Source organism: Pseudomonas sp. LY-1 (genome assembly GCF_053502595.1).
This window is the reverse complement of sequence record NZ_CP094353.1, coordinates 4,972,394-4,987,392: the sequence shown is the minus strand read 5'-3', so window position 1 is coordinate 4,987,392 and position 14,999 is coordinate 4,972,394. Positions and strand designations below refer to the sequence as shown.

The following is a 14,999-nucleotide window of genomic DNA, read 5'->3' as shown; positions in this document are numbered from 1 at the left end:
AATCGATGGGTTGGGCTGTGAAAAGGTCGCCAGGTGTCACATAATCTTGACGACTATCTGCGGCCAGCGACAAAAAGACGCGGCGCCTACCCTTCTTCGGGCCTTTTCATGCGTATCAAAGTGCATTGCCAGAACCGCATTGGCATCCTGCGGGACATTCTCAACCTGTTGGTGGAGTACGGCGTCAACGTCGCCAGGGGCGAGGTCGGCGGTGAGCATGGCAACGCCATTTACCTGTTTTGCCCGAACCTGGTGAACATGCAATTCCAGGCGTTGCGCCCGCAGTTCGAGGCGATTGCCGGGGTGTTTGGTGTAAAGCGTGTAGGGCTGATGCCAAGCGAGCGTCGGCACATGGAGCTCAATGCGCTGCTCGGTGCCCTGGAGTTTCCGGTGCTGTCCATTGATATGGGCGGCTCGATCGTCGCCGCCAACCGCGCGGCCGCGCAGTTGCTCGGGGTGCGGGTGGACGAGGTGCCGGGCATTCCGCTGTCGCGCTACGCCGAGGATTTTGACTTGCCGGAGCTGGTGCGCGCGAGCAAATCGCGGATCAATGGCCTGCGGGTCAAGGTCAAGGGTGACGTGTTCCTGGCGGACATCGCGCCGCTGCAGTCGGCCGAACACGACGACAGTGAAGCCATGGCCGGCGCGGTGTTGACCTTGCACCGTGCCGACCGCGTCGGTGAGCGTATTTATAATGTGCGCAAGCAGGAACTGCGTGGCTTCGACAGTATCTTCCAGAGTTCCAAGGTCATGGCTGCGGTGGTTCGTGAAGCGCGGCGCATGGCGCCATTGGATGCGCCGCTATTAATAGAAGGCGAAACCGGCACCGGCAAGGAGCTGCTTGCCCGCGCCTGTCACCTGGCCAGCCCCCGTGGCCAATCACCGTTGATGGCCCTCAATTGTGCCGGCCTGCCGGAGTCGATGGCCGAGACCGAACTGTTTGGCTACGGCCCCGGCGCCTTTGAGGGCGCGCGGGCCGAAGGCAAGCTGGGGCTGCTGGAGCTGACAGCGGGCGGTACGTTGTTTCTTGATGGTGTCGGGGAAATGAGCGCGCGGTTGCAGGTGAAGTTGCTGCGCTTCCTGCAAGACGGTTGCTTTCGCCGAGTCGGCAGTGATGAAGAGGTGTACCTGGACGTGCGGGTGATCTGCGCAACCCAGGTGGACCTTTCGGAACTCTGCGCGCGGGGTGAATTCCGCCAGGACCTTTATCACCGCCTGAACGTGCTGTCGCTGCATATCCCGCCTCTGCGCGAATGCCTCGATGGTCTGGGGCCACTGGTGGAGCACTTTCTCGACCAGGCCAGCCGACAGATCGGTTGCCCGTTGCCCAAACTGGCCCCGGCGGCGATGGATCGGCTCAGCCATTACCACTGGCCGGGCAATGTACGGCAATTGGAAAACGTGCTGTTTCAGGCGGTGTCGTTATGTGAGGGCGGGACGGTCAAGGCTGAACACATTCGCCTGCCGGACTATGGCGTGCGTCAGCCCCTTGGCGATTTTTCCCTGGAGGGCGGCCTGGAAGCCATCGTCGGCCGTTTTGAAAAGGCCGTGCTGGAAAGTCTGTATGCCGAACATCCCAGCAGTCGGCAGTTGGGTAAGCGCCTGGGCGTTTCCCATACAACGATTGCGAATAAGCTGCGGGACTATGGCATGAGCAAGGAAAGTGCTGGCAAAAGTCCTGAACACGGCACTTGAAAGGCGCTATGTTCAGGTTGTTCTGCGGTGGCCGACAGCGTTAAAACACCAGGAAACCCCTGTCCGGACCTATGACGACGGAGCTACCCGTCTCCTTTTCTATCCAGGCCAGATTAGGTTCTTGATTCGGAGTCTCGGGGAAGAGTACGCCCAGGTTGTAGTTCTTGTTTTTCGGCAGTCCCTCAAGGCTCTTAGTAATGTCAGGGGACAGCGCTCCGTACTTTCCGGATCTCAGTTCGTCGGTAGATATCCCTTCATTGGTGCTTTTGGGTTCGAGCATTAACAGGTCGATGTGTTCGAGCAACGCCGCACCATGGGGTGGAAATAATCTACCTTCTTTGCGACTTTCGATTTCGATGGCGGCGCCACCTTTTTGCGGGACCCAAAATACTCCGCCACTCATCATTTCATTCTCTTCTTTAGAGATTGAGACCATTCGGTAATCCTGGTTTTTATCCAGTTTTTCCAGTTCATTGAGTGCGCTGCGCGACAAGGGGCCGAACTTGCCGCTGCGCACATCATTAGCGGACACGCCAAAGTCGATCTCAAAGGTCCTGCTCGGGAGGCTCTGCAGCAGTTTTTGTAGTGCGAAGACCGTTGGGTTGACGTCGCAGCAGGGCAGTTGTGCGCCAAACTTATTTTCCCAATCCGTGTTTTTCGCGTAATTGTTTGGGGTTAAGTCTGGGGCCGTCTCAAATTGGCGCCGTTGTTCGGAAGGACGGGCGCTTAGCGGCTCAAATATATCGAGAAGGTTGTTATAAGAAAAGTGTGCTTGCCAGTTTGTCGCTTCTTGCATGCAGGGAGAGTTACAAATGCCAGACATTTAAATATCCTTAAGCGTTAATTAGTTGGTAGGGCACGAATGATCGGAAAGTAGTCATGACTGCTTTGCGATGGAGTGAAGTTACGAGGGCTGCATTCAATCGCCAAGCGGGTTTTGATCAGTAAATGTAAAAGGCTATCGGAGTATTCTTGTTTGGGGTTGGGTTTGTCTGATGGTTATAAAAAACAAGAGAATTACATATGCGCTCACTCATTTGCGGTGCCGTCAGGTATGCGGCTTTTTTGGGGGTTGTAATGAGTGGACAATAAAACTTCGGGCCAGTCGTTTCGAGATGGCCAAGGGGGAGGGCAAGTGCCCAGTGGCTTGCCAAGTGTTTCAGCGGTTCGGCTTCGTCCGCGACCATCCAATGCCGTAGCGCTTGAGCGCTTGGAAACGACCGCAGGATTCCAACCTTTGCCGTCAGCGGCATAACTCCGCCGTTTTTTCGACTCCTCCTGGGCCGGCCTTTTTCGACGCCTTGGCGCAAACCCTTGCCCCGCCTGGACTTTCTGCGCTTTTGGAAAGTTGGTTCGCAAATTGCTTAAGTCTCATCAGTACAGCGGTGGGCGGCAAGCGTCCGTCAGAAAGAGGATAGAGCGTGGACAAGTACCTTTACGTGGCAATGACCGGCGCCAGCCAGAATGCTCTGGCGCAGAAGGCCCATGCCAACAATCTGGCGAACATTTCCACCAACGGCTTCCAGCGCGATCTGGAGCAGGCGCGCTCGATGCCGGTGTTCGGCGACAGCTTTCCGGCGCGGGCCTTTGCCCTGACCGAGCGGCCCGCCACCGATTTCTCTCCGGGCGCCATGATCGAAACCGGTCGTGACCTCGATGTGGCGGTCAGCGGTGACGGCTGGATGGCCGTGCAAACCCCAGATGGCGGCGAAGCCTACGTGCGCAGCGCCAGTATGAATGTGGATGCGCTCGGCGTGCTGCGGGCCGGCAATGGTATGCCGATCATGGGCAACGGTGGCCCGATCGCCGTGCCGCCGCAGCAGAAGATCGAGGTGGGCGCCGACGGCACCGTCAGCATCCGTGCGATGGGTGAAGGCCCACGGGTGATGGCTGAAGTGGATCGGATCAAGCTGGTCCAGCCCGACCTCAAGAACATGACCAAAGGCCTGGACGGCACCATCCATACCAAGGACGGCCAGCCGGCCCAGGTCGACGCGAACGTCAAGCTGACCTCGGGTTTCCTGCAGGCGAGCAACGTCAATGCGGTGGAAGAAATGACCGCGGTGCTGGCGCTTTCCAAGCAGTTCGAGCTGCACATCAAGATGATGAACAGCGCTAAAGAAGACGACCAGGCCATGACCCGCGTTCTGGCGATGAGCTGATTGCGGTTTCACTGAATACTAATTTTGCGGCGCAGCGCCAACAAACAGGCGCACGAAGGAGAACAGCATGCTTCCGGCTCTATGGGTTGCCAAAACAGGTCTGTCCGCCCAGGACACCAACCTGACCACTATTTCCAACAACCTGGCGAACGTTTCGACCACGGGTTTCAAACGTGATCGCGCCGAGTTCCAGGACTTGCTCTATCAGATCAAGCGCCAGCCAGGTGCCCAGTCGACCCAGGACAGCGAACTGCCGTCGGGCCTGCAATTGGGTACCGGTGTGCAGATCGTCGGTACCCAGAAAAATTTCACGGCCGGTAACCTGCAGCAAACCGGTCAGCCTCTGGACATGGCGATCAACGGCAAAGGGTTCTTCCAGATCCTGCAACCAGACGGGACTACGTCTTACAGTCGTGATGGAACTTTCCACCTGGACTCCAACGGCCAGGTCGTCACGGCCAGCGGTTTTGCCCTGGAGCCGGCCATCATCGTGCCTGCCAATGCCCAGACCTTCACCGTCGGCAACGATGGCACCGTGTCCATCACCGTGGCTGGCAACCCGGCGTCGCAAGTGATCGGCAACCTGCAAACCGCCGACTTCATCAACCCGGCCGGCCTGCAAGCCATAGGTGGCAACCTGTTCCTGGAAACCGCCTCCAGTGGTGCACCGCAAATCGGCACCCCTGGCCTGAACGGCTTCGGCACCACGCTGCAAAGCACCCTGGAAACCTCCAACGTCAGCACCGTGGAAGAGATGGTCAACATGATCACCACTCAGCGCGCCTACGAGATGAACTCCAAGGTGATTTCCACTGCCGATCAGATGCTTTCGTTCGTTACGCAGAATCTGTAATCAAGTCTATGGGGCGCTCCTTAGGGCGCCTGCAACACCGTGAGGTTAGGGTCATGAATCGCTATGTTTCCGTTCTGGCATTGAGTGGGATTGCCGTGCTCGCGGGCTGTGTCGCCCCGACGCCAAAACCCAATGACCCGTACTACGCGCCGGTGTTGCCGCGCACGCCGTTGCCGGCGGCGGCCAACAATGGCTCGATCTATCAGGCCGGTTTCGAACAGAACCTGTACAGCGACCGCAAGGCGTTCCGGGTCGGTGACATCATCACCATCACCCTCAACGAGAAAACCACGGCCAGCAAGAACGCCAACTCCCAAGTGGACAAGACCAGCAAGACCGGTATTGGCCTGACCTCGTTGTTTGGTGCCGTGCCGAACACCAACAACCCCTTGGGCAGTGGTGACTTGAGCTTGAGCGCAGGCTACAGCGGTGACCGTGCCACCAACGGCAAGAGCTCCGCTGGACAGAACAACAGCCTGACCGGTTCGATCACCGTGACGGTGGCCGATGTATTGCCCAACGGCATCATCGCCGTGCGCGGTGAGAAGTGGATGACCCTCAACAGTGGTGATGAACTGGTGCGCATCGCCGGCATGGTCCGTGCCGACGACATTGCCACCGACAACACCGTATCGTCGACGCGCATTGCCGATGCGCGCATTACCTACTCGGGTACGGGTTCGTTTGCTGATGCGAGTCAGCCGGGCTGGTTCGACCGTTTCTTCCTTAGCCCGCTGTTCCCTTTCTAGGTGGCCACTTTGAAATTCAAACAGCTGATGGCGGCGGCACTGTTGCTGTCCCTGAGCGCAGTCGCCCAGGCCGAACGCCTGAAAGACATCGCCAGCATTTCCGGCGTGCGTTCCAACCAGTTGATCGGCTATGGCCTGGTGGTCGGGCTCAACGGTACGGGTGACCAGACCACCCAGACCCCGTTCACCCTGCAGACCTTCAACAACATGCTCTCGCAGTTCGGCATCAAGGTGCCGTCGGGCTCGGGCACCGTGCAGCTGAAAAACGTCGCGGCCGTGTCCATCAGTGCCGACTTGCCGGCGTTCTCCAAGCCGGGTCAGGTGGTGGACATTACCGTGTCGTCCATCGGTAACTCGAAAAGCCTGCGCGGCGGCACCCTGTTGATGACGCCGCTCAAAGGTATCGACGGCAACGTCTACGCCATCGCCCAGGGCAACCTGGTGGTGGGCGGGTTTGATGCCGAAGGTCGCGACGGTTCGAAGATTACGGTGAACGTGCCCTCGGCCGGTCGCATCCCCGGCGGCGCCACGGTTGAACGCACCGTGCCCAGCGGCTTCAACCAGGGCAACAGCCTGACCCTGAACCTCAACCGTTCCGACTTCACCACCGCCAAGCGTGTGGTCGACAAGATCAACGACATGCTCGGCCCTGGCGTGGCCCAGGCCATCGACGGCGGCTCGATCCGGGTTACCGCGCCGCTGGACCCGAGCCAGCGTGTGGACTACCTGTCGATCCTGGAAAACCTCGAAGTCGACCCAGGCCAGGCGGTGGCCAAGGTCATCATCAACTCGCGCACCGGCACCATTGTGATCGGCCAGAACGTCAAGGTCTCGCCAGCCGCTGTGACTCACGGCAGCCTGACCGTGACCATCACCGAAGACCCGATCGTCAGCCAGCCTGGGCCGTTGTCCAATGGCCAGACCGCCGTGGTGCCGCGTTCGCGGGTGAATGCCCAGCAAGAAGCCAAGCCGATGTTCAAGTTCGGCCCCGGCACCACCCTGGACGAGATTGTCCGCGCGGTGAACCAGGTGGGCGCAGCGCCCGGCGACTTGATGGCGATCCTCGAAGCCTTGAAACAGGCCGGCGCCTTGCAAGCCGACCTGATCGTGATCTGAGGTCATGGCCATGGATATGCGCAACAGCGGGATCAGCAGCACGGCGGACTCGGGGTCTTATTCCGACTTGAACCGGCTTAACCAGCTCAAGGTCGGTGCCGACAAGAACAGCGACGGCAACATGCGCAAAGTGGCGCAGGAGTTCGAGTCGCTGTTTCTGAGCGAGATGCTCAAGTCCATGCGCTCGGCCACCGATGCCCTGGGCAAGGACAACCCGCTGAACACCCCGGCCGCCAAGCAGTACCAGGAAATGTACGACCAGCAGTTGGCCGTCTCGATGTCCCGCGAAGGCGGTGGTATCGGCCTGGCCGACGTGCTGATGCGCCAGATGCAGAAGAACAAGCCGGTGGACGCCCAGGCGGCCACCTTGCAGGGGCCGGCGGCGGCTGAGCCGGTGAAAAAAGTCGATGTGCCGACTGAAATCGCCGCCGGCACTCAAGCGGCTGGGCCGTTGGGCCGCTCCAATGGCCAGCGACCGCTGTGGGCCTACCGTGTGGCCGTCGCCGAAGGCGCCAGCGCTCACACCAACGACGTGGCGCTGATGAACCAGCGCCGTATCGCCTTGCCGAGCAAGCTGACCGATCGACTGCTCGCCGGCATCGTGCCGACTGCGCCGGTCGCTATCGATGCCAACCGCGCGCCACTGCGTAACAGCGCCGCGGATGACGGCGTGATCAACAGCAGCGCACGCAGCTTGGCCGTGTCCAGCGGCCGCATGCAGGTCTACGGCCGCGCCGTGGCCCAGCCGCCGCTGGCGCCGGCGAAGAAAGCCTTCAGCTCCCAGGATGAATTTGTCGCCACCATGTTGCCGATGGCCAAGGCCGCAGCGGCGCGTATCGGTGTCGATCCGAAGTACCTGGTGGCCCAGGCCGCCCTGGAAACCGGTTGGGGCAAATCGGTAATGCGCGCCGGCGATGGTAGCAGCAGTCACAACCTGTTCGGTATCAAGGCCGGCCAGAGCTGGCAGGGCGGCCAGGCCCGCGCGATCACCAGCGAGTTTCGCGATGGGGCGATGGTCAAGGAAACGGCGCAGTTCCGTTCCTACGATTCCTACCAGGACAGCTTCCATGACCTGGTGACGTTGTTGCAAAGCAATGATCGCTATAAAGAAGTTGTGAAGTCAGCCGACAACCCGGAACAGTTTGTGCGCGAGTTGCAAAAAGCCGGTTATGCCACCGATCCGGATTACGCCAGCAAGATTTCGCAGATTGCCAAAACGATGAACAGCTACCAGAACTACGCTGTCGCGGGCGCAACCATACATTTATAAGGTCTGAACCATGAGTTTGCTCAATATCGGGATGTCGGGGCTGAACGCCGCTCAGGGATCGTTGTCGGTCTTAAGTAACAACATCGCCAACGCTAACACCGCGGGCTACTCACGTCAGCAGACCCTTCAGAACTCCAGCGCCTCGAACGCGTTTGGCGGCGTATTCATCGGCAGTGGTACCACGCTGGCGGATGTGCGGCGCGTGTACAACGAGTACCTGGACACGGCTTACCAGAACAGTACTGCGCTGAATAATGACGCCAAGGCTTATCAGGACCAGATCGGTGCCGTGGATAAGGTCCTGTCGGACAAAAGCACTGGCCTGTCGTCGGTGCTCAGCTCCTTTTTTGCGACCCTGCAGACGGCATCGTCCAACCCCAACGATCTTTCCGCCCGGCAACTGCTGGTCAGCAATGCCCAGACCTTGAGCAATCGCTTCAACTCAATCTCTACCCAGTTGACTCAGCAGAAAGAAACCATCAACAGCCAGTTGAGCACCATGAGTGATCAGGTCAATCAACTGACCTCATCGATTGCCTCGCTCAACAAACAGATCTTCCAGGTTCAGGGTGCGTCGGGTAATGCGCCGGCCAACCTGCTGGATTCGCGCAACGAGGCGGTTCGCTCGCTGAATGAGTTGATCGGGGTAACGGTCACCGAGAAGAACGGCCAGTTCAGCGTGACCACCGGCAGCGGCCAGTCGTTGGTGGAGGGGGGGATTTCCAACACTATTTCGGCTGTGCCGAGTAGCACTGATAACAGTCAGTACACCATCCAGCTGAATGTGAGCGGCACCGCCATGGACCTGGGTTCAGTGGTCAGCGGCGGAAGCATCGGTGGCCTGCTGCGGTATCGCAGTGATGCCTTGATGCCGGCCATCAATGACCTGGGACGTATCGCCATCGCGACTGCGGACACCCTCAACAATCAACTGGGCCAAGGCCTGGATTTGAACGGTGACTTTGGGGTGTCATTGTTCAATGACGTCAACAGCGCAGTCGCCGTTGCTTCGCGCAGCCAGGGCGCTGCGGGGAATAGTGCGGGTTCAGGTAACCTGAATGTGTCGATCAGCGACAGCAGCAAGCTCTCGACCTTCGATTACAAGGTCACCTTCAGCGACAGCACCAACCTCAACAAGGTGACGGTGCTGCGCTCGGATGGCAAGTCCATGGGGGTCGTCGATCTCACCGCCACGCCGCCGACACCGATCGATGGTTTCACCCTGTCGCTGGACGGCAAGGGCCCGATGGCATTGGGAGACAGTTTCAAGGTCAGCCCGACCGCCACTGGCGCAAGCGGCATTGGCGTGGCGCTCACCGACGCGAACAAGCTGGCCTTTGCCGGGCCACTGGCGGGCACCAGCAGCAACACCAACAGCGGCACGGGTACGTTTACCCAGCCCGCCTTGACCGTACCGCTGGATATTCATGGCGGCGCCGACACGGCGCAGTTGCGTGCAGGTATCGAGAACTCGATGCCGGTGAAAATGGTCTTCGGCAAGGCGGCCGCCGATGGCACTCAGCCTTATACCCTGAATGACGCGCAGGGCAATTCAATTGGCACCGGCATCATCATTCCGGGGCAGGGTAACAAGATCACCGTGGATGTGCCGATGCGTGACGCCGCCGGTGCTGCGATCCCGGGCAAGAGCTTCAAGTTCGACACGACGGTCAACGGTTCTCCGGCTGAGGGTGATAGCACCACCTTTGCCTTCAACAGTGGTGGTAAGTCCGACGGCCGTAACGCCCAGGCCCTGCTCGACCTGCAGACCAAGGCCAGTGTCGGTATGGGTGACGGAAACACGGGCGTGAGTCTGGTCGCGGCGAACAGTCGCCTCGTGTCGCAGGTCGGTTCCAAAGCGAGCCAGGCTGGCGTCGACACAACGGCCACCGGCGCGTTGCTCAGTGCCAACAAGGAAGCGCGCAACTCGGTGTCCGGGGTTAACCTGGATGATGAGGCCGGCGACATGATCAGGTTTCAGCAGTACTACACCGCGTCGTCGCAGATCATCAAGGTTGCGCAAGAGACCTTTACCACACTGATTAATGCCATTTAAAGGAGGCTGGGACGATGCGTATTTCTACACAGCAATATTTTGAGACCAGCTCCGCCAAGTACCAGGATAACTATTCCAGTGTGGTCAAGGCGCAGGACCAGGCAAGCTCCGGCGTGCGTGTGCAAACGGCAGCGGATGATCCGGTGGCAGCGGCGCGGCTGTTGATGCTGCAGCAGCAGAAAGACATGCTGGGGCAGTTCAATGGCAATATCGATACGTTGAAGAATTCGCTGAACACTGAAGACGGCGTACTGGAAAATATTAACACTGCGCTGCAAAAGGCCAGTGAGTTGGCGCTGAAGGCCGGTAACGTCGGGATCAGTGATGCCGACCGCAAATCGATTGCCGCCGAGGTTGGCTCGATTGAAGACCAGGTGCTGGGTCTGCTCAATACCAAGGATGCCAACGGTAACTACATGTTTTCCGGGAGCAAGACCGATACGCCGCCTTATTTGCGCAACAACGATGGCACCTACAGTTACCAGGGTGATGACACGCCCTTGAGCCTGAAAGTGGCGGAAAACCTGTCGATATCGATGGGGGATACCGCGAAAACCATGCTCGAAAGCTCGGCGAACACCGGTCGTACCCAGTCGACGCGCGTGCTTGTGCCGCCTGCGGTCGATGACAACAAGGTGACGGTGTCGGCGGGTCTGGTTGCTTCCGGGGCCACCTACAACAGCAGCTTTGCCGATGGCCAGCCATATAAGCTGACGTTCACCAGCAGCACCCAGTACACCGTGAGCGACAGCGCCGGTAACGACATCACCTCCGAGATTCCGGGCAACGGTACTTTTGACTCGACCAAGGAAGGTGCTTCGACCATCAACTTGCGCGGGGTCAAGTTCGACATCGGCTTGGACCTGGGCAAAGGCGTGGCGCCGGGTGCGCCCTCGGATGCGCTGGTCAAGGATCGCGAGTTCAGCCTGTCGGTCAAACCGGACACCTTCAGTGTTTCGCGTACCCCAAGCAATCCGACCACGGCGCAATTGAGCGGCGGCCAGGTGACCAACCAGACGGCTTACGCCAGCACCTTTCCCAACGCTGGTGCGGTCGTCAAGTTTGGTGCGGCAGGTGCCTACGATGTCTATGCACAACCGTATACGGCGGACAGCAAGTCCATCGCCAGCGGCACCTTGGCCGTTGGCGATACCTCGATTACGGCCGCAGGCGTGACGTTTGACGTGACCACCGCGCCGGCGCCAGATGATGGCGACCAGTTTACGATCGGGGCCACCAGCAACAAGAACGAAAACGTGCTCGACACCCTCAGCCATTTGCGCAGAACCCTTGAAGCACCGTCGGACGGTAATCCGGCTGCGCAGAAGGAACTCAAGGATGTGGTCGCCCGCTCCATCGGCAACCTGGCCAATGCCTACGGCCAGGTTGACCAAGTGCGTGGTTCCATTGGCGCACGTCTGAACGGTCTGGATATCCAGACTCAGGAGAACACCAGCCTGAGCCTGGCAAATTCCACGACCATGAACGCGTTGGGTAACGTTGACTTCGCTGACGCCGCGATCAATCTGAGCTTGCAGCAAACCATGTTGCAGGCATCGCAACTGGCGTTCGTGAAAATCTCCCAGTTGAGTCTGTTCAATAAGATGTAATCAGCTGGCGGTCACGCAGCGGCTCACCCTGGAAACAGGCTGGGCCGTTGCCGTTTTTGGCACTCAATTGTTCAAAGGTTTTGCACAAACCACAGAAAATTGAGTGACCTGTGAGTCATAAAGCGCATCTTCACTGTATCGTGTGAAAAGGATAAGTCGTCGCAGGGTCTTTGCGTGGCGGCTTTCAGCGAGTTTTTGCGGGGTTATCCCCTTTATTGTCAGCACCCGGCGAGGCAGTTCGCGGGGTGTTCTCCAGCTATTTAGTATTGGGAAGCCACAATGATTGGCATAAAAAGCATCGCCAGTTACGTGCCGGCCGACGGGATCGATAACTACGCCCAGGGTGCCAAATTTGCCAAGGATGAAGAGTTCATCATTGGCAAGATCGGGTCGGCATTCCTGCCGCGCAAGGAAACCACGCAGGAAACCTCTGATCTGTGTGTCGAAGCGGCCAACGCGTTGTTTGCCAACAACCCGCAGTTGAAGCGCGAGTCCATCGACGCGCTGATCGTCGTCACCCAGAACGGCGATGAAGAGGGCCTGCCCCACACCGCCGCCATCGTCCAGGACAAGCTGGGCCTGCCGACTCACGTCGCCGCCTTTGACCTCTCCCTGGGCTGCTCGGGTTACGTCTACGGCATCTACGCGATGAAGGGCTTCATGGAGGCTGCCGGTCTGAAAAACGGCCTGCTGATCACCTCCGACCCGTATTCGAAGATCGTCGACCCGGAAGACCGCAACACCACCATGCTGTTCGGCGATGCCGCCACTGCGACCTGGATGGGCGAAGATGCCCCATGGCTGCTCGGCAAAGCCAAGTTCGGCACCGACGGCTCCGGCGCACCGCACTTGAAGGTCAGCAACGGCGTGTTCTTCATGAATGGCCGCCAGGTGTTCAACTTCGCCTTGCTCAAAGTGCCGGCGCACTTGCACGCGCTGCTCGATGAGTCGGACCTCAAGGCCGACGACATCGATGCCTTCTGCATTCACCAGGGCAGTGCGGCGATTGTCGACGCCGTAGCGCGGCGTTTTGAAGATGCGCCGGTGGACAAGTTCATCAAGGACATGGTCGAGACCGGCAACACCGTGTCATCGAGCATTCCGTTGCTGCTGGAAAAGCACGCGATGGACTCCACCTGGAAACGCGTGGCAATTAGCGGTTTTGGTGTAGGTCTGTCCTGGGGCTCGGCGATTCTCTATCGGCCGTGACACTTAGATAGGCTGCACGCGCTTCAAACATGAAGACGCCGATGATCGAACGATCATCGGCGTTTTTTATTTGGCGCCAGAAAAGCCAATGAAGTCGGGCCTTTTTGCCTGCATAAGCCCTTGAATTACAAGGGGTGGCACGGTGCTAGTAAAAAATTTCAAAAAACTCCTCAAGCAACTGGCTACCACGACGATAACTATTACGTAGGTTCTCTAGGCCACACCCGGCGGTTGCCAGGGCCGGAAGCCGCAGTATCCAATCAACGAGGATTTCGTCATGGCATTATCAGTAAACACCAACATCACTTCCTTGGGTGTCCAGAAGAACCTGAACAAAGCTTCCGACGCTCTGAGCACTTCGATGAACCGTCTGTCCTCCGGCCTGAAAATTAACAGCGCCAAAGACGACGCCGCCGGCATGCAGATCGCCAACCGTCTGGGCAACCAGGTCAAAGGCTTGAACGTAGCCATCGCCAACGCCAACAACGGTGTTTCCATCGCGCAGACCGCTGAAGGCGCGATGCAAGAATCCACCAACCTGCTGCAACGTCTGCGTGAACTCGCCCTGCAGTCTGCGAACGGTGATAAAAGCGACGCTGACCGTACTTCCCTGCAGCAGGAATTCACCGCTAAAGTGGGTGAGTTGACCCGTATCTCCAACACCACTACTTTCGGTGGTCGTAACCTGCTGGATGGCTCGTTCAACAACGTTGGCTTCCAGATCGGCGCCAACGCCAACGAAACCATCTCGTTCGGTATGACTGACATCAGCGCTACTGGCCTGAAGGGTAACTTCAGCGAAGCTACTGTCAACAGCACTGCGTTGGCTGGTTTGAGCGCTACGGCGACTGGTTCGACTCTCCCTCTGCCTAAAGGGGCTAGCGTAACGGGTGGTGCGGCACTTGCGACTACCGCTGCCGACAAGATTACTATCAACGGAACAGTAATCACCTTTGGTGTCGCTGCTGCAGGTAGCGCTTCTGGTATCTCCGCTGCAGCAGCGATCAACGCTCAAACCGCGATTACTAAGGTTACTGCACTTTCCGATCCTACAACCGGTGCTCTAACCCTGTCTTCGAGCAACGACATCGTTTTAGGGGACAACGTTGCTGGTAGTCTGGCCAAAGCGGGCTTGACCGCGGGCACTACTGCTGCTGTTGCTGCTGAACCAAAAGCTACAGTAACCGGCACTGCCGCTTTGGCGACAACTGCTGGCGAAATCATCAACATCAACGGCACAGACATCACTCTGACTACTGCTGGTGCTGGTGCTGCTGCCGGTTTAGCAGCAGCTGTCGCGATCAACAGCAAATCGGCTCAGACCGGCGTTAAAGCTTCAACCGATTCTGCAGGTGTTCTGACCCTGACCTCGGCGAAAGACATCACCATTGGTGGCGCTGACGTAGCTACTAAGGTTGGCTTGACGGCTTCGACCACTGGTACATGGGATAAAGAGGTAATGGGAAGCATCGGTGCCATCACTGTTAACGGCAAGGATGTATCGTGGACTGCAACTTCCACAATGAAAACCGTACTGTCTGATCTCGCGGCTTCAGCAGGCACAGGCGCTACTGCAAGCGTTAAAGAAGGTCGTGTGACCCTCACTTCGGGCGACGGTAAAGACATCAAGCTGGCCAACACTTCCAGCGGCTCGCTGTCTCAGCTGGGCCTGTCGGCTGGCACTTCCCAAGCCAAGTTGAAAGACGACACCTCCATTGATGTCAACGGTGTTGAAGTCAAGTTCAAGAAGGGCGATACCTCCGATGCGATCGTGGCTTCGATCAACAGCGCCAGCACCGGTGTAAACGCCAGCAAAAACGCTGACGGTACTCTGAACCTGTTCGCTGACAAAGACATCACCGTCAAGGACGGCAGCGCTGGTACCGGTCTAGAAGCATTGGGCTTGAAAGTTGTCTCCGCTGCTGGCACCAAAGCTGCTGTGACCATGGAAACCACCGTTTCTGACTTGAGCATCCTGTCGGCTGCCACTTCGCAGCAAGCAGTTCAGGCTCTGGACGATGCCATGCAGCAGATTGACAGCCAGCGTTCGCAGCTGGGTGCGGTGCAAAACCGTTTTGCCAGCACCGTGGCCAACCTGCAGAGCATTTCGCAGAACTCCACTGCCGCCAAAGGCCGCGTAGAAGACGCTGACTTCGCTTCTGAAGCCGCTGAACTGACCAAGCAACAAACCCTGCAACAGGCTTCCACCGCGATCCTGTCCCAGGCCAACCAACTGCCATCCGCTGTTCTGAAGCTGCTTCAGTAATATCGGCTAGCGG

Annotated in this window: 11 protein-coding genes; 10 read left to right on the top strand and 1 reads right to left on the bottom strand. The window is 58.5% G+C overall.

The annotated features are described in order from the left end of the window. Positions 1 to 108 precede the first annotated feature (108 nt). Positions 109 to 1,695: a sigma-54-dependent transcriptional regulator gene (locus MOQ67_RS22815; RefSeq protein ID WP_198718040.1), complete on the top strand. Its 1,587-nt coding sequence runs from the start codon at positions 109 to 111 to the stop codon at positions 1,693 to 1,695. 40 nt (positions 1,696 to 1,735) lie between these two features. Here the strand turns inward: MOQ67_RS22815 and MOQ67_RS22810 are convergent, their stop codons facing one another. Continuing rightward, positions 1,736 to 2,518, bottom strand: coding sequence for a hypothetical protein (locus MOQ67_RS22810; RefSeq protein ID WP_448675565.1), 783 nt, complete (start codon positions 2,516 to 2,518; stop codon positions 1,736 to 1,738). A gap of 598 nt (positions 2,519 to 3,116) precedes the next feature. Here MOQ67_RS22810 and MOQ67_RS22805 point away from each other — a divergent pair. The 9 genes from MOQ67_RS22805 to MOQ67_RS22765 all read left to right on the top strand — a co-directional run bounded on the left by MOQ67_RS22805 (position 3,117) and on the right by MOQ67_RS22765 (position 14,986). After that, entirely contained in the window at positions 3,117 to 3,857 is a 741-nt protein-coding gene (locus MOQ67_RS22805; protein ID WP_198717168.1) for a flagellar basal body rod protein FlgF, read from the top strand. Between the two features lie 67 nt (positions 3,858 to 3,924). Continuing rightward, entirely contained in the window at positions 3,925 to 4,710 is a 786-nt protein-coding gene (gene flgG / locus MOQ67_RS22800; RefSeq protein ID WP_198717167.1) for a flagellar basal-body rod protein FlgG, read from the top strand. A gap of 53 nt (positions 4,711 to 4,763) precedes the next feature. Continuing rightward, complete coding sequence (gene flgH, locus MOQ67_RS22795; RefSeq protein WP_198717166.1) at positions 4,764 to 5,459, top strand: flagellar basal body L-ring protein FlgH; 696 nt, start codon at positions 4,764 to 4,766, stop codon at positions 5,457 to 5,459. A 27-nt stretch (positions 5,460 to 5,486) separates the two neighbouring features. Next, entirely contained in the window at positions 5,487 to 6,575 is a 1,089-nt protein-coding gene (locus MOQ67_RS22790) for a flagellar basal body P-ring protein FlgI (protein WP_164887039.1), read from the top strand. A gap of 4 nt (positions 6,576 to 6,579) precedes the next feature. After that, the gene (flgJ, locus tag MOQ67_RS22785; protein ID WP_198717165.1) at positions 6,580 to 7,845 is read left to right on the top strand and encodes a flagellar assembly peptidoglycan hydrolase FlgJ; all 1,266 of its coding nucleotides are present in this window, start codon (positions 6,580 to 6,582) and stop codon (positions 7,843 to 7,845) included. Between the two features lie 10 nt (positions 7,846 to 7,855). Then, positions 7,856 to 9,901 (top strand): flagellar hook-associated protein FlgK, encoded by a 2,046-nt coding sequence (gene flgK / locus MOQ67_RS22780; RefSeq protein WP_198717164.1) that lies wholly within the window; start codon positions 7,856 to 7,858, stop codon positions 9,899 to 9,901. Positions 9,902 to 9,915: 14 nt separating this feature from the next. Then, positions 9,916 to 11,511 (top strand): flagellar hook-associated protein 3, encoded by a 1,596-nt coding sequence (locus tag MOQ67_RS22775; protein ID WP_198717163.1) that lies wholly within the window; start codon positions 9,916 to 9,918, stop codon positions 11,509 to 11,511. A 279-nt stretch (positions 11,512 to 11,790) separates the two neighbouring features. Beyond that, complete coding sequence (locus MOQ67_RS22770) at positions 11,791 to 12,720, top strand: ketoacyl-ACP synthase III (RefSeq protein WP_198717162.1); 930 nt, start codon at positions 11,791 to 11,793, stop codon at positions 12,718 to 12,720. Positions 12,721 to 12,997: 277 nt separating this feature from the next. After that, entirely contained in the window at positions 12,998 to 14,986 is a 1,989-nt protein-coding gene (locus MOQ67_RS22765) for a flagellin N-terminal helical domain-containing protein (RefSeq protein WP_448675564.1), read from the top strand. Positions 14,987 to 14,999: the final 13 nt, after the last annotated feature.